Source organism: Variovorax trehalosi, assembly GCF_051216415.1.
Taxonomy (GTDB): Bacteria; Pseudomonadota; Gammaproteobacteria; order Burkholderiales; family Burkholderiaceae_C; genus Variovorax.
The window spans coordinates 41,923-60,162 of sequence record NZ_JBPJZG010000012.1; the positions used below are offsets into that span (position 1 = coordinate 41,923).

The 18,240-nt window shown below is 64.5% G+C and carries 20 protein-coding genes; 14 read left to right on the top strand and 6 right to left on the bottom strand.

Translation table 11 applies throughout. From position 1 onward, the window contains the following. Positions 1-46: 46 nt before the first annotated feature. A complete protein-coding gene (locus tag ACSFA7_RS31515) occupies positions 47-1,048 on the top strand; it encodes a Bug family tripartite tricarboxylate transporter substrate binding protein (RefSeq protein WP_435502994.1) in 1,002 nt (333 codons plus the stop codon). Positions 1,049-1,167: 119 nt separating this feature from the next. Here ACSFA7_RS31515 and ACSFA7_RS31520 read toward each other — a convergent pair whose 3' ends face one another. The 3 genes from ACSFA7_RS31520 to ACSFA7_RS31530 all read right to left on the bottom strand — a co-directional run bounded on the left by ACSFA7_RS31520 (position 1,168) and on the right by ACSFA7_RS31530 (position 4,129). Then, complete coding sequence (locus tag ACSFA7_RS31520) at positions 1,168-3,030, bottom strand: sensor histidine kinase (protein ID WP_435502995.1); 1,863 nt, start codon at positions 3,028-3,030, stop codon at positions 1,168-1,170. Then, positions 3,027-3,635: a response regulator transcription factor gene (locus ACSFA7_RS31525; RefSeq protein WP_013543490.1), complete on the bottom strand. Its 609-nt coding sequence runs from the start codon at positions 3,633-3,635 to the stop codon at positions 3,027-3,029. The genes ACSFA7_RS31520 and ACSFA7_RS31525 overlap by 4 nt, the downstream gene beginning before the upstream one ends. Positions 3,636-3,739: 104 nt before the next feature. Then, positions 3,740-4,129 (bottom strand): hypothetical protein, encoded by a 390-nt coding sequence (locus tag ACSFA7_RS31530; protein ID WP_435502996.1) that lies wholly within the window; start codon positions 4,127-4,129, stop codon positions 3,740-3,742. Positions 4,130-4,354: 225 nt separating this feature from the next. On the opposite strand from ACSFA7_RS31530, the gene ACSFA7_RS31535 reads away from it, so the two are divergent. The 3 genes from ACSFA7_RS31535 to ACSFA7_RS31545 all read left to right on the top strand — a co-directional run bounded on the left by ACSFA7_RS31535 (position 4,355) and on the right by ACSFA7_RS31545 (position 7,509). After that, entirely contained in the window at positions 4,355-6,028 is a 1,674-nt protein-coding gene (locus ACSFA7_RS31535) for an InlB B-repeat-containing protein (protein ID WP_435502997.1), read from the top strand. 531 nt (positions 6,029-6,559) lie between these two features. After that, complete coding sequence (locus ACSFA7_RS31540) at positions 6,560-6,946, top strand: hypothetical protein (RefSeq protein WP_435502998.1); 387 nt, start codon at positions 6,560-6,562, stop codon at positions 6,944-6,946. Between the two features lie 140 nt (positions 6,947-7,086). Then, entirely contained in the window at positions 7,087-7,509 is a 423-nt protein-coding gene (locus ACSFA7_RS31545; RefSeq protein WP_435502999.1) for a DUF4279 domain-containing protein, read from the top strand. Between the two features lie 128 nt (positions 7,510-7,637). Here the strand turns inward: ACSFA7_RS31545 and ACSFA7_RS31550 are convergent, their stop codons facing one another. Beyond that, positions 7,638-7,997, bottom strand: coding sequence for a hypothetical protein (locus ACSFA7_RS31550; protein ID WP_435503000.1), 360 nt, complete (start codon positions 7,995-7,997; stop codon positions 7,638-7,640). 243 nt (positions 7,998-8,240) lie between these two features. Here ACSFA7_RS31550 and ACSFA7_RS31555 point away from each other — a divergent pair, with 243 nt between their 5' ends. The 6 genes from ACSFA7_RS31555 (at position 8,241) to ACSFA7_RS31580 (ending at position 11,400) form a co-directional block, all read left to right on the top strand. Beyond that, the gene (locus ACSFA7_RS31555; protein ID WP_435503001.1) at positions 8,241-8,540 is read left to right on the top strand and encodes a hypothetical protein; all 300 of its coding nucleotides are present in this window, start codon (positions 8,241-8,243) and stop codon (positions 8,538-8,540) included. A gap of 129 nt (positions 8,541-8,669) precedes the next feature. Next, positions 8,670-9,092 carry a DUF7684 family protein gene (locus ACSFA7_RS31560; RefSeq protein ID WP_435503002.1) on the top strand — a complete coding sequence of 141 codons (423 nt, stop codon included), beginning with the start codon at positions 8,670-8,672 and terminating at the stop codon, positions 9,090-9,092. A gap of 129 nt (positions 9,093-9,221) precedes the next feature. After that, positions 9,222-9,584 (top strand): hypothetical protein, encoded by a 363-nt coding sequence (locus ACSFA7_RS31565; RefSeq protein ID WP_435503003.1) that lies wholly within the window; start codon positions 9,222-9,224, stop codon positions 9,582-9,584. A 150-nt stretch (positions 9,585-9,734) separates the two neighbouring features. Next, complete coding sequence (locus ACSFA7_RS31570; RefSeq protein WP_435503090.1) at positions 9,735-10,124, top strand: hypothetical protein; 390 nt, start codon at positions 9,735-9,737, stop codon at positions 10,122-10,124. Between the two features lie 68 nt (positions 10,125-10,192). After that, complete coding sequence (locus ACSFA7_RS31575) at positions 10,193-10,543, top strand: hypothetical protein (protein WP_435503004.1); 351 nt, start codon at positions 10,193-10,195, stop codon at positions 10,541-10,543. 533 nt (positions 10,544-11,076) lie between these two features. After that, positions 11,077-11,400, top strand: a complete 324-nt coding sequence (locus ACSFA7_RS31580) for a hypothetical protein (protein WP_435503005.1) — start codon at positions 11,077-11,079, stop codon at positions 11,398-11,400. A gap of 264 nt (positions 11,401-11,664) precedes the next feature. Here ACSFA7_RS31580 and ACSFA7_RS31585 read toward each other — a convergent pair whose 3' ends face one another. Beyond that, on the bottom strand, positions 11,665-12,288 hold the full coding sequence (locus ACSFA7_RS31585) for a hypothetical protein (RefSeq protein ID WP_435503006.1): 624 nt from the start codon (positions 12,286-12,288) through the stop codon (positions 11,665-11,667). Between the two features lie 580 nt (positions 12,289-12,868). Between ACSFA7_RS31585 and ACSFA7_RS31590 the strand changes: the two genes are divergently transcribed. From ACSFA7_RS31590 to ACSFA7_RS31605, 4 genes are all read left to right on the top strand, one after another. Beyond that, a complete protein-coding gene (locus ACSFA7_RS31590) occupies positions 12,869-15,619 on the top strand; it encodes a tetratricopeptide repeat protein (RefSeq protein ID WP_435503007.1) in 2,751 nt (916 codons plus the stop codon). 18 nt (positions 15,620-15,637) lie between these two features. Next, positions 15,638-15,985, top strand: coding sequence for an immunity protein Imm33 domain-containing protein (locus ACSFA7_RS31595; RefSeq protein ID WP_435503008.1), 348 nt, complete (start codon positions 15,638-15,640; stop codon positions 15,983-15,985). 55 nt (positions 15,986-16,040) lie between these two features. Beyond that, positions 16,041-16,664 carry a hypothetical protein gene (locus ACSFA7_RS31600; protein ID WP_435503009.1) on the top strand — a complete coding sequence of 208 codons (624 nt, stop codon included), beginning with the start codon at positions 16,041-16,043 and terminating at the stop codon, positions 16,662-16,664. A gap of 80 nt (positions 16,665-16,744) precedes the next feature. Beyond that, positions 16,745-17,803 carry an RNA methyltransferase gene (locus tag ACSFA7_RS31605; RefSeq protein ID WP_435503010.1) on the top strand — a complete coding sequence of 353 codons (1,059 nt, stop codon included), beginning with the start codon at positions 16,745-16,747 and terminating at the stop codon, positions 17,801-17,803. Here the strand turns inward: ACSFA7_RS31605 and ACSFA7_RS31610 are convergent. After that, complete coding sequence (locus tag ACSFA7_RS31610; RefSeq protein WP_435503011.1) at positions 17,781-18,206, bottom strand: hypothetical protein; 426 nt, start codon at positions 18,204-18,206, stop codon at positions 17,781-17,783. The two genes, ACSFA7_RS31605 and ACSFA7_RS31610, sit on opposite strands and share 23 nt — an antisense overlap. Between the last annotated feature and the right edge of the window lie 34 nt (positions 18,207-18,240).

The window sequence follows — 18,240 nt, forward strand, 5'->3', positions numbered from 1 at the left end:
AGAACAAGTTTCAAACCAAGAGAACCGAAAGAAGAGGATCAGAGAGATGAAGAACACCAACACAACGCGTCGCGCCATCGGCGTGGCGGCAGCACTCGCGCTGGCCACCGCCGCGCTGGCACCCGCCACCGCATCGGCGCAGGCCGCCTTCCCCACCAAGCCCGTGCGCATCATCACGCCGTTCCCGGTGGGCGGCGGCCCCGACGGCGTGGCCCGCCTCGTGGCCGACAAGCTCTCGCGCGCCTGGGGCCAACCGGTGGTGGTCGAGAACCGCCCGGGCGGCAACGGCTTCATCGCCATCGACGCCTTCAAGCGCGGCGCCAAGGACGGCCACGACATCATCGTTCTGGACAACGTGCACTTGGCCGCGTACCCCGCGCTCTTCAAGAAGCTGCCCTACGACAGCGCCAAGGACTTCGACACGCTGCTGCCGCTCTTCAAGACGTATTTCTTCTTCACCGTTGCCACCAACAGCAAGTACAAGACCGTGGGCGACCTCATCGCCGACGCCAAGGCCAACCCCGGCAAGCTCGACTACGGCTCGTGGTCGGTCGGCAACCCGGTGCACCTGGGCTCGGAACTCTTCGAGTCGGCCACCGGCACGCAGATGGAACACATCATCTACAAGGAAACCACGCAGCTCTACACGTCGGTCGCCACGGGCGAACTGGCCTTTGCGCTGGGCAGCAGCGCCACCGCGGGCCCGCTGCAGCGCGCGAACAAGCTGCGCTTTCTGGCCGTGGCCGCGCCCCAACGCAACGCCGGCTTCCCCGACGTGCCGACCGTCGCCGAATCGGGCGGCCCCAAGGGCTTCGAGGTGATCGGCTGGAACGCGATCGCCGTGCCGAAGGGCCTGCCCGCTTCGGTGACCGAGAAGATCAAGCGCGACATCGAGATGGGGCTGGCGGAACCCGATGTGCTGGAGAAGTTCAAGAGCTTCGGCTATGAGCCGTTCCCGACGACGCGGCCGCAGTTTGATCAGTTTGTGGCGAGTGAGACGCAGCGGTTTGGGGATGTGATCAAGAAGGCGAATGTTTCGCTGGATTGACAGGCTGCCGGGGTACCCGCGCTGATCGCAATGCGGCCCTCGTCAAAGTGGCTGGGCTGCTTTTGATCTTGCAAGGTGTGGGGCGCGAGCGGTGCCTCGAGGGTCGGCAGGGGCCCTCCCTACCGCCCAAGCGCCTGCACATGCCCCAAAAACGCCCGAAGGTGCGAAGGCCGCACAGGCTTCACGATGACGGGCAGGCCCGCCGCGCGCGCCGCGTCCAGATAGTCGCCTCCCACGTCGCCGGTGACGATCAGTGCGGGCAGTTCGGCATCGCCCAGCGCCGAGCGAATGTCCTCGATCGCCTGGATGCCGCTGACCTGCGGCCCCAGCCGCAAGTCCACCACCAGCGCTTGCGGCCTGAAGCCTCCATGTGCTCCTGCCTGCCCTGGCTCAAGCACGCCCAGGGCGCCCTGCACGTCGCTCGCCGAGCGCACATCCATGCCCCAGGAAGTGAGCAATCCGCCGAGCGCCTGCAGCGAACTCTGGTCGTCGTCGACCACCAGGATGCGCATCGCCAATGCCGTGGTCGATGCCGATGCCGATGCGTCCGGGCGAGCGGCCTCATGCCCACGTTCGCCCACGGCGGCATCGGCCAGCGGAAGCTGCAGCTCGAACACGCTGCCTTGCCCCGGCACGGAGTGCGCCGTCACCCGCAGGTCCAGCAGCTCGCTCAATCGCTTGACGGTGGCCAGCCCCAGGCCGTAGCCCAGGCGCCGGTCGCCCGCCGGGTTGTCGACCTGAAAGAACTCCTCGAAAACCTGCGGCAAGTGCTCGGCAGCGATGCCGATGCCCGTGTCCTCCACCGACAGCCGCAGCCGGCCGTCGGCGATGCGGCTGCCGATGCGCACCTGCCCTTCGCGCGTGTAGCGAATGGCGTTGGCCAGGAGGTTGGTGACGACCCTGGCCAGCAAGGCCCGGTCGCTGCGCACGGCCACGTGGCCGGCAGAGATCTCCAGGCGCAGCCCCTTCGCGGCGGCCACGGCCTGGTGCGGTCGGCAGCACTCGGCCAGCAGCTCGTCGATGGCGAAGGACGACCACAGCGGGCTGAGCGAGCCGGCGTCGGCGCGGGTGATGTCGAGCAGGTCGTCCACCACGTCGGTCATGCCGTCGGCGCAGGCCACCAATTGTTCCGACATCTCTTTCACATGCCGCTCGGTGCTCACGTTGTGCACGGTCTGCGCCAGCAGCGCCATCGCGTTGAGCGGCTGGCGAAGGTCGTGGTTGGCCGAGGCGAAGAAGCGCATGCGCGCGGCCACGGCTTCCTCGGCGGTTTGCCGGGCCGCGTGGGTGCGTTCGTTTTCGGCGCTGAGCGCAATCACCAGTTCGGCATTGCGCCGGCGTTGCGCCTGGATCTCGTGCAGCGCGGACGACAGCAGCCTGGCGCTCAGCACCGTGTAGATGCCGATCAGCGACACGATCGACGCCATGGCCATCTGGTAGCTGCCGCCGAACCACATGTCGCGCAGCACCAGGGGGCCGAGGATGAGCGCCACGTAGACGTAAGACGCCCGCCCGATGGTGGCCATGCGGATCGCCCCGCCCAGGGACACCGTGACCATGGTGATGTGAAGAATGGCCTCGGCCTGCGCCGGCCCGTCGTGCCGCAGCAGCACGCTCAGCGCGCCCAGCGAGAAGGCCATGAGCTGGGTGAGGGCGATGACGGGCAGCATCATGGCCGGCAGGTTGGCGCGAAGCGCCGGCCGCAACACCCACGCGAGCCAGATGCCCATGCGCACGGCGACGATGACGCAGTAGACGACGAACCACACGCGCACGCGCTGGCCGTCGGGCCCGTCGGCGTATTCGATGTAGCAAAGAAACCCCGCCATCGCGGCCAGGATCCACGCCCAGGGCGTGGAGCGGATCATCTGCTCCAGTTGCTGGAGCTGAAGCTCCGAGAAGGCCAGGCGCGAGGCGATGAAGCCGCGCACGCCGGACGCGGTCTCGGGCGCGGGCGCGGATTGGGGCGCGGGGGCGCTCATCGCAAGTCCAGCATCAACCCCGCGCGCCGCGCCTGCACCAGCAGGTGGGTGCGGTTGCGCGCATCCATCGCATCGAGCAGGGCGGTGATGTGCAGCTTGACGGTGCGCTCCGCGATCTGCAGCTCGGCGGCGATCTGCTTGTTCTGGCGGCCCTGGGCGACCAGCAGCAGCACTTCGAGCTGCCGCGGCGTGAGGCCCGAAGCCACGAGGCCGGCGCGCGGCTGCAGCACATCGAAGGCCTCGCCGCCGGCGGCCACTTCGTCCAGCGCGGCGGCGATGCGCGCCACCGGCTGCGACTTGCCGATGAAGCCGGCCGCGCCCGCGGCACGTGCGCGCGCGGCCAGGGCCGGCTCTTCATCGCCCGAGATCAGCAGGCGGGAGACCAGGGGATGCCGAACACCGAAGAGGCGCAGCCCCTCCAGGCCGTCTTCGCCGCCCAGGCGGTAGTCGATGAGCACGATGTCGGGCGGGCATTGCGAGGCGCGTTCCACGCCCTGCCCGAGCGACAGGGCGGTCTCCACCTCGAAGTCGGGCCGCGCGTGCGAGAGCGCATGCGCAAAGCCGACGCCGAACAGCGGGTGATCGTCGACAAGCAGGAGTTTCATGGTGATCCTCGGTGCGGGCCCGGCGGGCCGCGCCATCTCCTCGTGGGGCGCCATTGTCCACGCGGGCTGGCGCGGCGCGCGCATCGCAGGATCGGTCGGGTCTCTCAGCAGCGGCCGGCGGCGCGCAGCAATGCGTTGCAGGCCGGTGCCGGTGCGGGACCGCTCGGCTTGGCGTTGGAGCGGCGTGCGGACGCGGGGGCATCGCTCTGGCGCATCTCTTGGCAGATGGCATCGCTGACCACCCGCCCCACCACCGACACCGAGCCCTCGACGTAGCAGTTGTAGGTGCGTCCGCCGTCGGTCTTGGCGATGAAGGTGGTCTGAACCCCGCTGTCCGCGCGGTTCGAGATGGTGAACGCGGAGGGCGGCAAGCCCAGCGCACGCGAGGTGTTGGTGACGATGGCGTCGTCGGTCACCGCCGTCGAGGCGCACCCACCGACAAGCGCAGCGGCCATCAGCAGTGCGAGGAGAAGAGGGGGCGGTGAATGTGTCATGCAACGGTGTGAGGTTCAGGGGATGCGAACGAACTCGCGCTCGAACACCAAGCCTAGCCAGACACCGCCCGCAGCGAAACAGCACCTTAGGGCAGGTGCGCAAAGGAGCGCACACGTGCCCGAAGGTGCTATGGCCTGCAACGGCCTGCCTTCCTACGATCCGGCCCTCTTGGACGAGCACAGAAGGCGCCGGCCCCCGGCGTCAGGGAACGAGGAATGACAGACATGACGAAGAAGAGCACTTGCAGGCGATGGATGGCTGGTGTGTGGACCGTGGCCCTGATGGCTTTGACGGCCTGCGGCGGCGGTGGGGGTGGCGGCTCCGGTGGCGGCGTTTTTCCGCCCATCGGCTTTCCGCCGCCCGCGGGTGCGACGCATCGGCTGGACGTCGCCATCACCGGTGGCGGCCGGGTCGCCTCGCAACCTGCGGGCATCGACTGCGCCGACAGCTGCGGCGCGGATTTCGCAGCGGGCACGCAGGTCACGCTCACGGCCTCGCCAGCGGCGGGGCAGGTGCTCGGTGGTTGGGCAGGCGCTTGCAGCGGCAATGCGAGCGTGTGCACCGTGCGGATGGATTCCGCACTCGCCGTGACGGCCACCTTCGTCGCCGCGCCGCCGGTCGTCGGCTGGGGCGATGCGCTCACGCTGTCCGCCGGTGGCGCGAGCCAGCCGAAGGTGGCGGTCGATGCGCAAGGGCGCGCGCTGCTCGTGTGGCGCCAGCTCGAGGCCGGCCAGTTGATCGACAGGCTGTGGGGCAGTCTCTACCGCCCGGGCGGCGGCTGGAGCGCGCCGCAGCGCCTGGAAGCCAACAGCGGCAGCGTGCGCGACATTCGCGTGGCCATCGACAAGAACAGCGGCCGTGCCGTGGTGGCATGGACGCAACTGAGCTCGCCGGGCGCCTACGACATGTGGGCGCTGCAGGTCGACCCGGCCACCGGTTGGGGTGCACCGGCGCTGCTGGAAACGGGCGCCGGCACGGTCGGCTTCGCGAGCACGGGCATCGACGCCAACGGCAACGCGGTGGCGGTGTGGTCGCAGATCGGCCCGGCCACGCGCTTCAGCATCTATGCCAATCGCTACACGCCATCGGGTGGCTGGGGCACGGCCGAACTGATCGAGACCGACGAGGTCTCGGGCGTGGTGAACGGCGATCCGGCCGTGGTGGTGGCGGGCTCGGGCGAAGCGCTGGCGGTGTGGAAGCGCTCCACCGGCATCAGCTCATCGCTGTGGACCAACAGCGCCAACGCGGGCGGCACCTGGGGCGCGGCGGCAGAGCTGGTTCCCGATGCCGGCACCTCGCAGTCGATAGGCGCGCACGACCTGGCGATCGACGCCGGCGGCAACGCGCTGCTGGCCTGGGGCCAGGCCGACCTGCCCGGCGGCAGCAACCAGTGGGAAAGCGCCGTGTGGTTCAAGCGCTTCTCGGGTGGTGCATGGCAGGGCGGCACGGCACGCGTGGGCGCCCCGTTCCTGTCGACGCAGGCCTTGATGAGCACACCGGTGCTGCGCGTGAACGCGGCCGGTGCGGCGGTGGTGAGCTGGGGGCGGCAAGACAACGCGCTCATGGCTGCAACCGCGGCACCGGGCGCGGCATTCGGCACGGACACAGTGGTGCGGGCGGCTGCTTCGCAAGCGCTCACCAGCCTGCCCGGCCTGGGCGTGGACGACGCGAGCAACGCGATCGCCGCGTGGACGCAGGCCCCCGGCGACCTCTACACATCCCGCCACACGCTGGCGGGAGGCTGGGGTACGCAGGCGCTGCAGGAGACCAGCGACGAAGCGGCGAACACGCCTGATGTCGGCATGAACGAACTGGGCAACGCGGTGCTGGCCTGGCAGCAGTTCGAGCCGAGCGCGGGAACGCGCATCTTCGTGCGCCACTACGCTTCCGGCAGGTAGAGCGACCGCCTGCCATTCAGGCGCGCCTGCCGTGCGATGGCGCCTGAAGGCGGAAGTGCTGTATCGACCGTCGCCGAATCGGGCGGCCCCGAGGGCTCGAGGTGATCGGCTGGAGCGCGATTGCCGTGCCCAAGGGCCTGCCCGCTTTGGAACTTCAAGTGCGGCCTGGCAGCGACCTGCGAAAGTCGTGAAGCTGTGTGAGCATCGACGACAGAATGCGGCCAGGATCAAACATTCGCCCATACTTCTCAAATGCTCGATGCGCTCGTCTCACCGTGGTCTTGTCTTGGCGCCCTTGTCGGGTTAGCGCTCGCGGTCGTGGTCCATTGGGTCGCGCCGGGCGACGTCGACACGGTTCAGGCCGGGGCATGGTTGGTGGGCATCGGTTGGGTTGCAGGCCTTGCGTGGGACCTCATGGATCGCGGGAGCTCCACGTAGCCCGCCGGTCCTCGACGCCTGTTGCGGGTTCAGCAGGAAAGGCAGAATGCGGCTCGGACCAGTCGTTCGGCGCGAGCACTCAAACCTATCGAAATGTTCATTCGCTTTGTAATCCACAGCAACGACATCGACTCCGGCAGAAGGCAGGGCTTGTTTCAGGCACTCGGAGAACTCGAGACACAAGGGTTGCTCTTGGAGCACGAAGTTGAGCGCTACAACGAACTTCGTGACTGGTTCCGAAAAAATCTTCGCAAGCCCGTGAGCTTCACTCGCTCATCCAAACCGCACGCGAAGAAGGTGGCACTCAGTTGGTTCAAGGACACTGCAACTCAGCACATCAGCATGATGCACGGGATGGCTCGGGTGCTGGAAGCGCACGATGTGATGGTTGAGATTCTGCGTAGTGAGCGACCTGGCTATGTTGTTTACGAGGATGAGTTTCAAGTCGCGGCTGAACCATTCCATGAAACCCTAACCTAGTCTTGTTCTGCAGAATTCGGCCAAGAGCCGACATCCGTCGCTGGCGCACAACGGTGAGGTCTTCCGTGCGAACGCACACGACGATTGACCGGCAAGATTCGGCAGCAAGCGCTCCATCGACCCGCTGAAACCTTTCGCAAATGGCTCATCTTCAACGCGCCGCGGCCTCGCTTCGAGTCATCGGAGACGATGTCGTACCGGCCGAAATCACCAGGCTCCTCAGAACATTTCCGACCGCGGCATACGCTAAGGGGGACGAGTGGCATTTGCCAAGTAGCGTTGGCGTGCGCACATCTGGGATGCGGCGATTGGACGCAGAGGTCGTCGAGCCTGAGAACTTAGGTCAGCAGGTTTCTGAACTACTTCGTCGCACAACCGCGGATCTTGGCGTCTGGCAGGCCCTCTCGAGCCGCTTCCGAGTCGATCTGTTTTTCGGGTGGTTCATGAGCGGTAGCAATGAGGGCGTTGAAATTTCCCCTGCAACAATGATCGCCCTTGGCACGCGAGGGATCGTTCTGTCTGTTGACATCTACAGCCCCAATGTCGAAGGCGAACACGGGTAGAGTGCCCCGATACTCACCACCGACTTCGGCCAGAACCAGACACTCGCCGAGGTGGCCAAATTCGCGTGGAGGCCGACGTTCGCGGCGCATCTACAACGAGAGGAGCTCGGAAAGCGCGGCGTTATTTTCTACACCGCATCTTCCGGCATGCCATTAACACCAAATTTCACGCCGCGCTCTTCCAGCTTCGCGCGCGCTGCGTGGTGCACTACTCCGCGTTTGCGCGTGTCAGACTCCAACAGCCTGCGCAGGGTGGCCTGGTTGACGTTGGCATTGCGCACCACTTCCATTCGTACGCCCCAGAATTTGTCGTTCGCGAAACGATCCAAAATCTCTGCGTCTGCATCCGGGTTCATGGCTGCCATGGCGCGTATAGCTTGATTGGGGTCAGTCAAAAAGGGCTCAAGCTCAACTGCATTGGCTGCACCACTGGCAGCAATGTAGCGACGCTCCTCTGCATTTTTCTGTTCAGTTGTCTTTTTGACCATCACGCACTCAAAGAGATGAAAGCTTCTAGCTTCGCACACGCCATTGCTGATGCATACGAATTCTGGCTGCTAGTCGGATAACCATCCTAAGGTTTGATCCACCATCCAAGTATTCGGTGACCGCTTTACGCCCTCGACGATGATTGGCGTGGGCCGTTCGCAACGCAAGCGCGACCGGCTACAGTCGGCCAGCAGCAGTCATTTAGCGCAACCAAAGACATATCAGAAGATACCAGCGACATCATGAAATGGCCATTCGATCAGCCCCAAAACTGCGCTACGGTCTTCTCTAAAAGCGTCTTAGATCGTAGTAGGCCGATCCTGCTGGTCTCACATGATGAAGATGATCATGGATGGCAGTTTCTGGACGGAGTCAGCGACGAGTTGGAAGACGTTGCGCTTGCTGGTCTAGGCCATGTTCTGGAAATCGACCCTGCAATAGTTCAACTCGCCGACCTTGCGCCCGGATTCCAGGCCACTCGCACGAGTCCTGAAGAGCAGTGGACTATCGAACGAGTGCGGCCTGACGAAGCCGATGCCTGAAATTTCCTCCCCCTCAGGCACCTAGCGCCTTAGTTAGGATGACGGCCATCGGCCACAACCGGACGCTCACATCGGCGGGCAATGCTCGTTGTTCAAGATGAGATCAAGTCCTCAAGAGTATTGGGTTTCATGTCAGAACTTCCGGTCTACTTCCATGTGCAACCTGGCGCCGCGCTGCCTAGCATTGGGCACTTGGCTCCCTTTCGGGCGGTCGTGATCATCGAGGGAGACGTCTCCGTCAAGTGGCGCGCCGATGTCAGCGACTGGCTGGTGAATTCTGGCTGCCTCTACATGATGGCTTGGGGTCGGGACTGCACTTTGTGGGATGACTCGGTCGACTGGGCGAACATAGATCAATTTCCGTTCGAGAACATTCCGGAAGACCGCTTTGTCGTGACGACCTGGCATGACCGTGACCCACTGGATGATGTTTTCTACTTCTGCAAACACCTTGCCATTCATGCAACAGTGGAACTACCGCAAGTGATCTTGCTGCACATCGCTCCCAATGGGAATGCTGATTCGATGCTTCATGCGTACGTCCGCGCCTGATGTGGTGGATGCGACCGGCTACAGTCGGCCACAACCAGTCGTTCGCGGCATCGGCCAAAATCCGGCTAGAGACAGCCGGTCGCTGCGTTTCTGCGCACCGCCGCATTCGTTCGACATCCTGGAGGGCCAATGGCAGGAACCATTTCAATAAGCGCGGGCGCTTTTTTTGACTTACGGACGATTGACTTTGAATGGGTCGCGAAAGAGCTCCGCTCGCGCAGAACAGTTGAAAACAACTCGGCCCTCTCGGCTGTGCTTCAGTCACACGACGAATATGGTATGGATTTGCTTGTTGCAGATAAGTTGGATGTATACGACTTTCGCCGCTTTGGCGAAGCGTTCGATAGCCTCACAGCAAATCTGCAGTCGACGTCGGCTGGGCGGGACGGATTGTTGACATTCTTGGCGTCGGTTCAAGCTGCGATTCACAACGACTCGCGATGGATGCTCCCCGACCTCATTCGCAAGCATCCCAAGCTCGTTGCTGAGTAGAACTAGCCATGCTCAACTTCGGACGCGATTCGGCCAGGACCAGACATTCGTCACGGGCTCCCAGTTTTGTCCCTTGTAGGATGCCCTTTTGGCTGGCTGCAATCTGGCAGAGCCTCCATGCCCACCGACAGTTCCAGAGTTCTCATGACCATGCGCCCCCTCCGCTTCTTGAGTCCCGTCACAGCTGAAGGTTGCTTCATCCGACAAGCCGGTGGCATGCATCGGTTTGGCCGCGTAGTTTTGAGGATAGAGCCGTCTGAGGAGCCGGGCATGGCTTACGCCTGGGAGGTCTCTGAAGCGCAGATTCCATCCATGTACCGCCAGGCCACTCTGGAAGGCATCGAGCGATGGTTCAGCCACGGCAGCGCGCTTGATGGGTATGAGCTTCAGCAGACGATGGTCCGGGTGGTCGATGGCGCACACCATGAGACAGATTCCAACGAGCTCAGCTACACCTTTGCCGCCGCAGAAGCGTTCGCCCTGGCGGTGAACGCCGCTGAGCTGATCGACCGACCACTTGCTTTCAACAAAGCAGAATAGAGGTCGCATAGCGGCCACAACCGGACATTCACAGCGGGCCGCATTGAACGAAACTAGGTGCCAAGAAAATGAGCAGTTCTGTTGCGGATGTCGTTTCGTATGTGGTCGTGGTGCGTGGTCTGCACGATGCCGCATACAAACTGTTTGGCGAAAAATTCCTTCATCCAAGGGGCGGTGCCACCCCGGGTCCAAGTCCCCGAGAAATCTATCGCGTAGTCGATTGCAAATTGGATGATGTGAGCGCGAGTCTCCGTTGGATTGCCGAGGTAATACCGGGAAGATACCGTGCAGTCGAGCTCGCCATCAGCATTCAAACGTCGCGCAACTGGGCAGATTTTCATGTGCCGCCGGAGATCCTCCAAGCGGCACTTCAATACGGAGCAACTCTTCGAGTTACGTTCATGTCGCCCGCAATTTGATAGCGATGGCGGTGGCATCGACGGTCCACTTTGGGCCCGTTCACGACGGCGGCGCGACAGGCTACAGTCGGCCAAATGCGCTCGGTCGTCCGAGCATCTCTGATGCGCCACACTCCACTGCAACCAGAGCTAACGGCATAAGGCCTTTCGATGTTGTCGGTTTTCAAGTTCACGCGGCAACCTATGGCGAAGTTTCGCGTTATTCAGGAGCACTGGTTTCTTGATAAGCGCCGCTTCGAATCGGACGACCCCGGCGTCGTGGCGGCATGGCTGCTGCAGAACGGCGGCCGCGGCCAACCGTGGAGGTTTGACGCAGGCCTACACGTGCTTACGGCGCGTGGAATTGTGCGAAGCGGCCCCGCATTGGACGCGTGGATCGATGCCCACACGGAGGGTCAGACGGGAGAGTGCTCAAATTAATTTGCCTGCGAGATAGTGTCGAACGCCCGCTTCGAAGCAATCGCAATGCCCGCCCGGGGCCCGTTCACGACGGCGATACGACCGGCTACAGTCGGCCAGAAACAGACGTTCAAATGACTCTCACCGTTAACGCAATTCTTGAACGCTTCCCGACCTTCGATGGCAGGCTGACAGAAGTCGTAGGGCTACTGGCATGGAGATTCGAGAATCAATCTCTTGAACACGCGGTCTGGGCCGAGCGGAGCGAACGCTCAAAGCTATGGCTTGAGGTGGACGAGGAGACCCCTGTGCTGGACGCTGAGCTGCTGACACGCTGGGAAGGAAAGAGGGTCATCGTCACCGGCGTTTTACGTGGGCCTGACCCCAAATTTGGCGGGTGTGGACACTTTTCACTGTGGCCGGCAGAACTGCTAGTGCGGTCGATTCGGCGGGAGTAGCTTGACGCCAAGAGGTCAGCATCGCGCAACGATGCCGCCGCCTGAATGACTGCTATTGGGATACGCCTATGTCTGCACCGGGCCCGAAGCTGCCACTCGCCGGTTCTAAAAGCGGACTTCGCGTCGAGAGCTCTCTGAACGCGGACCGAGCCCATTTGGACGGTGTTCAAGGTTTGAATGCTCAGGCGACGTCGCTACCCCTGCAGTTTGCGCAGAGGTCAAGCCTCATGAACTGTCCAGTCGACACTCTCTGAGATTGCGAGGTCAATGCTCAATGATGAGAGACTTCCCCCATCCTGAGATGGAAGGAAAAACGACGCCTCCCTCGTTAATGATGGCAGTCACGATAGCTCCGGCAATTGAACCGCCCATTAGGTCGCCGGTGATAACGCGCGAGTTTGTTGGCCCAGCACGATTTACCGTAGTCACAATCGTCGCGCCCCGGCCGCCCAGAAGTGCATTTTCTTCATCCTGAAAGCAATCGTTGCCAAGCCGGCGACCTTTTTCGCTAGCTAGGTTGCGATCACCGCGAGACGCCGCCATTCCCGCCGCTACGATCCACAGCCTCGGCGGCGCGCCATTCTTGGGTAGAAATACTCCGCCAGCAACGCGCGAGTATTGGTCAATATTTCTATCTTGAACGTGGATCACAAGTCCGGAAGGGCAAGCGAAGTACACGCCTTGTGCATCTCCCATCACTGGCAAGTATCGACCCGCAGGGACAAGGTATTTTGCAGGAAGTCCCTCCAATCTTGCGGCGGTCGCCTCGGCAACTTGCACAGGGCTCACTCCTGCGTCCGCAGGTAGCGGCTCCGGCTTTGGGTGCGCGCATGACGTCAGCAGGGCACAGCCAATGAGCGCCGAGGTAATCACGGTGAATAGACGCATCGCATTCTCCGCAGAGTTCGCAATTTAACAAGCATGAATCACACCCACGGCACTTGTGCCTAAGAGCTTCTCCTCGTCCGGTGTCATTTGATCTCCTCGAATCGCTGTTCGCACACTGTGCCGACACTGTGAACGGCCGGTTCTGGACGACTGTAGCCGGTCGCACTGCCTTCGCAGATGGGCCGAAATGCCCGCAACTGTACGTGCCAAGGTTGTACGTCGCTGCTACCCCGTCAATGACTCGCACTGGCCTTCAATGCGTGCATGGAGTAGGCCCAGCGATACAGCGATGAGCCGCAGACCCTGTGCGGTGACTGCGGCTTTCGTCGCAGATGTGGGCGGGCTGTCAAACCCGGCCCCGCTCATCACGAGGCGAGGGCAATGTGCGCGGTCGGCGCAATGCCCCTCAAGTTGGGCGTCTGCTGGCGCTGCGAGGCCGATGTCCCGCGAGTTCGAACTGCCGCCAGCGTCCTACCCATCCCTCGACCCGCCTTCCATTAAAGTCCGCCCTGCCCGCAACAAGCAGGCACACAGCGTGCCGCCCCAGCAGCACCAGCACGCAAGAAGGGAAGGACCCCGATTGACCCCCACCGCAGTCGAAGCCGCAGCACTGGCCAGCATCGCCGAAGCCGAGCAGGTGATCGACCGCCTGCATGCCGCCAACGACCCGTTGCTCGAAGAGCACCTCTACGAAGCCTGGCTGCGCAAGGGCGAAGCACTGGCCCAACTCGGCCGGCATGCCGAGCGCGTCGAGCTCTGCGATGCATTGATCGCACATGCCGATGCCGCCCCCGCCGGCCGCGCGCTCTGGATCGTGCAGGCCTTGAACGCCAAGGGCCTGGCATGGCGCGCCGTCGGCAAGGCCAATTCCGAGATCGGGGCGTATGAAGAAGTCGAGCGCCGTTTTGCCGACGCGACCACGCCCGAAGTGCGCACCTGGGTGGCCCATGCGGCCTTCCAGCGCGCGGTGGTGGCCGGCTCGCTGGGCGGCGCGTTCGCCAAGGTCGATATGGTGCGCAGCTGCGAAGACATCGCTCGCCGCTACGCCAACGATGCGCCCGAGGCCACGCGCGAGATCGTGGCGCGCGCCCGCATCTGGCGCGGTGAACTGCTCGCCGACCTGGACTATCCGGCCGACTCGCGCGAGGCCTTCGATGCCGTCTGGCGCGACCTGGCTTACGCGCCCGAGCCGTCCGTGGCCGCGCGCGTCGGCCATTCACGCATCAACCAGGCGATGGTTCTGGCCGAGGCCGGCCGGCGCGTCGAAGAGGCCATCCCGATGCTCGACGAGGTGCTCGCCGCCTACGCCGGCGATCCGCGCGAGGCGCTGCGCGAAGTGCATGCGCGCGCCGGGTTCCTGCGCGCCGACATGCTCGACGACGCCGGCGAATACGCGCGGGCGCTGGTGGCCTGCGACGACGTGCTGGCCGCGCACCTTGCCGACGAGTTGCCCGGTGTCGCGCTGCGCGCCTGCCGCGCGATGGCGCTGAAGACGCATGTGCTGTTTCGCCTCGAGCGGGACGACGAAGTCCCTGCGCTGCGCAGCGCGCTCATCGCGCGTTTCGGCCATCACACCGGTGCCGACATCGAGGAGCTGATGGCCGAGGTGATGTGCCGTACCGCCTACGACGCGGAGGAGCCCGAAGACGTGCTGCCCATCTGCGACGCATTCGACGCCCGCTTCGGCGAATCGACGCTCACGCCGGTGCGGCGCTGGGTGGCGCGCGCCGGCATGGCGCGCGGCCAGGCGCTGCGCGACATCGACCGTTCGGAAGACGCCGCCGCCGTGTACGAAGCGGTGCACGCGCGCTTCGGAAGGCACACCGGCGAGATCGACGCCGCATTGCTGCTGACCGCGACGCGCGGGGCCATGGCCGGCGCCAGCGTGCTGCGCGGGGCCGGCCGCAACGACGAAGCGATCGCGCTGTACGAGGCCGCTGCGTCGGGCGTCGATGCGAGCGCGAGCCAGGCGCTGCGCGAGGAGGCCGTCCACGCGCGCCTGCAGATCATGGCCCTGCGCAATGAGCCGGCCGATGTGCAGGCGCCGATGCTGAACGCGCTGGCCGCGGATTTCGGACGCGACGCGGTGCCGGAGCTGCGCAGGCAAGTGATCGATGCGCTGTATTCCCATGCCCACGAACTGCGCGAAGCCGAGGCTTTTGAAGAAGCGATCGCGGCCTACGACCGCCTGCTCGCGCTCACGGCCGACGAGAGCGACGCGCAGGTGCTGCAGATCGTGGCCAGCGCGCTGCTCAACAAGGGCTACCTGCTGCTCAAGCTCGTGGACCGCCCGGCGGAGGCGCTGGTGGTGTACGACGAGATCGTCGCGCGCTTTCGCAACATCACCTCGGAGTCGATGCGCGACACCTTGTCGAAGGCGGCTGCCAGCCGGCAGACCTGCCTTGTCACGCTCGACAAGCTTTCGGGCGCGGATTTCGGCGGCGACTTCCCCGACCTGCCCGTGGACAAGCTCGACGAGATACGCGAGACGATCACGCGCGGCTACGAGCTCGGCGAAGCCGGCAAGCAACGCGAGGGCATCGAGCTGACCGACCAGGTGCTGGCCGAACACATCGAAGCCAGCCACCCCGAGCTGCGCAACCAGTGCTCGCGCGCGCTGACCAACAAGACCTACATGCTGCAGCAGCTGGGCCAGCTGGAGCGCGTGATCGCGTGCGCGGAAGAGATGGACACGCGCTACGGCGAAGAGCTGTCGATGTCCATCCAGGAGCGCGTGGCGCTGTGCCTGGGCTACAAGAGCGCGGCACTCGACAAGCTCGGGCGGCATGAGGAAGAGCAGGCGGTCTACAGCGACATCATCGCGCGCTGGGCCGGCTCCAACGTCATCGATCTTCGCCGGCGCGTGGCGCGTGCGATCTATTGCCAGGGCCTGACCTACAAGCAGACAGGCGACACCGATGCCGCGCTGGAAAGCTACGCGCGGCTCATCCGCACGGAGGGCGATGCGAAGGACGTCGCGCTGCAGGTCTGGGTGGCCAAGGCGATGATCGACAAGGCGAGCGTGCGCGGCCAGCAAGGCGACCAGGCGGGGCGTGCCGAGGTCTACAAGACGCTCATCGACCGCTTTGGCGGCAGCACCGACGCGCAGCTGCGCGAGCGGGTCATCAACGCGAGCGAATGGCTCGCGGAGGCGCAGGGCAAGCTGGGCCTGCATGAGCAGGAGTACACGACGATCAGGGACACGCTGCGGCGCTTCAGCACCCAGATGTCGGAAGCGCAGAAGGCGCGTCTGAGCCACCGGCTGGGGCCGATGACGTTGGGGCGGTTTGCGCGCAAGCTGATCGAGCGGGTCAAGGGCATCAAACACTGAACCGAAGGAGGTATCGACATGTGGCCATTCAAAAAGAAGAAAGAGCCGTGGGAAGAAAAGTTCGCCGCGCTCGGCCCGCTGGTCCTGGCGTCGGACGAGGTCATGGGGCCGAACCGATTGCCGGTGTGCTTTGCCTACCGGGTGAAGCCGAACAACCCACATGATTCGGGCTGGATTTTTATCAGCGGCAAAGAGAGCCAAAGCGTGCTCGATGACAATCCGCCGAAAATCTGCCCCCTGAATTCCTTTCTCAAGATGGACCCCACGTTGATTGAAATCACGGACAAGCCCGTTGGCTCGGCGTGGGAGCGCAGCGGCGCGGATGCGGCTTGGGAAGAGGTGTTCGGTTTCAGGCAGCGCCGCTAAGGCCGTTGCATCAGCATCCGCTGCAACCGTTCTCGCCCGACAGATTGCCAACGCCATGACGCCAGACGAATACTTCGACGCGATCGACGATCCGCTTTTCTCCGCGCTCGGCTTGCTGCCGATGGACGGCGCGAGTGAACTGACCGAGGCCTTCAGCGGGCAGCCCATCGTCGACGAACTGCAAGGCCTCGTGCTCGACGACCCCGACACGAGCGACCACCACCTGTTGCTGGGCAGGGTGCCGCTGGAAGGGTGCGTGCTCTACCTGGCGCACGACAGGCAGAGCCGCGTGGTCTTCGATTCGCTCGAAGACTTCCTGGCGGCGGCGCGGGAGGCCGCCGAGCAAGGGGACGATGTCTCCGACTTTCACCCCGAAGCCTCGCCGGTGGCGAACGACCAGCCCGCGTTGAGCGACCTGGTCCATCGCCTGCTCGACGATGGCACGCTGACCGATGTGGTGACCGCGCTGATCCCTTCGCTCGACCTGAGCGACCTCGCGCTGCTGGAGCGGCTTGCGACGGATGAGGATTTCTATCTCGGCGAGGCCGTGGCCATCGAGATCGCGCGGCGGCCGAGCCAGGCGCTCGCGCCGATTGCGAGGATGTGCGCGGCGCATCCCCACTCCCAGGTTGCCAACGCGGGGCGGCGCGCCGTCGAGCAGGTCGAAAAATCGGCTTGATGGGGTTGGTGGAAAATCGGGCACCGGATCGCTGACACCTCCAGCACGCCCTCACCACCAGCCATCCCCCAACGCAGCCCATGCGCATCCACGAACTGAAACGACGCCTCCGCGAAGCCGGCGCGGGTCCGAGCCACGAGCAGCGCATCTTGCGGCTGTGGTCTCATGCGCTGCCGCGCAACAGCGGCAGGCGCTTGCCGCACAGCTTCTTTCCGTCGTCGTTGATGGAGGCCCTGCCGGCCATCGAGGCCGAGCTGGCAGGGCTCGCGCGCATTCACACGGTGCACCCCGGCGCGGATGGCTCCGAGCGGCTGCTGGTCGCCCTCGCGGACGGCCAGACCGTGGAGAGCGTGCTGCTGCCGCGCGACGGTTTGTGCGTCTCGTCGCAGGTTGGATGCGCCGTGGGGTGCCAGTTCTGCATGACGGGCCGGGACGGATTGCTGCGCCAGGTGGGCAGCGCAGAAATCATTGCGCAGGTCGCGCTCGCGCGCACGCGCCGGCCGGTGCGCAAGGTCGTGTTCATGGGCATGGGCGAACCGGCCCACAACCTGGACAACGTGATGGAGGCGATCGAACTGCTCGGCACGGTGGGCAACATCGGCCACAAGAACCTGGTGTTCTCCACCGTGGGCGATCCGCGTGCGTTCGAGCGGCTGCAGCAGGAGCGCGTGAAGCCTGCGCTGGCCCTGTCGCTGCATACGACCAAGGCCGGGCTGCGCAAGACGCTCCTTCCGCGCGCGCCGAACATGACGCCCGAGGAGCTGGTCGATGCGGGCGAGCGCTATGCGCGGGCCAGCGGCTATCCGATCCAGTACCAGTGGGCGCTGCTCGAAGGGGTGAACGATGGTGAAGACGAGATCGAAGGCATCGTCAAGCTGCTCTCGGGGAAGTACGGGGTGCTGAACATGATTCCGTTCAACGCGGTGGATGGCGTGGCGTTCAGCCGGCCGTCATGGGAGCGCTGCGAGCAGATTGCGCGCACGCTGCACGAGCGGGGCATCCTGACGAAGCTGCGCGATTCGGCCGGGCAGGATGTCGACGGCGGCTGCGGCCAGTTGAGGGCGCGGGCCGCAGGCGGCTCGCCGGTCGTGCTGCGACGAGGTGCTGCGACTGCTGCTACTGCCGGCTCACCGCAATGAGCGTCCACACGATCACCACGAGCTGGGCGAGGTTGATCAGGATGGCGGTGATGTGCGTTTTGCGGAACCCCGGAATCGCGTCCATGTAGTTGGACTTGATCTGCTCCCCGAGCGCGTCCATCTTGGGAATGACCTTCTTGCGCAGCACGATGGCCATTGCCGCCAGCGCCGCGGCACCCACCGCGATGCCGAAGCGACCCGCGAGCGCAAAGCTGATCGCCGTCGCGCTGGCCGTGATGAATGCGCCGACGTAGTAGAGGTTGAAGAAGCCGCGCACGAAGCGCGCGTCGAGTGGCGTGTCGTGCTTGAGCACGAGGAGCGGGATGGAGCCCATGATGAAGTAGGCCGTGGTGACGAGGAGGGCCACCGTGAAGAACAGGGCGGCGAACATGGCAGCGGACATCTTGGTTTTTCTCCAGCGCTTGATACGGATTGGG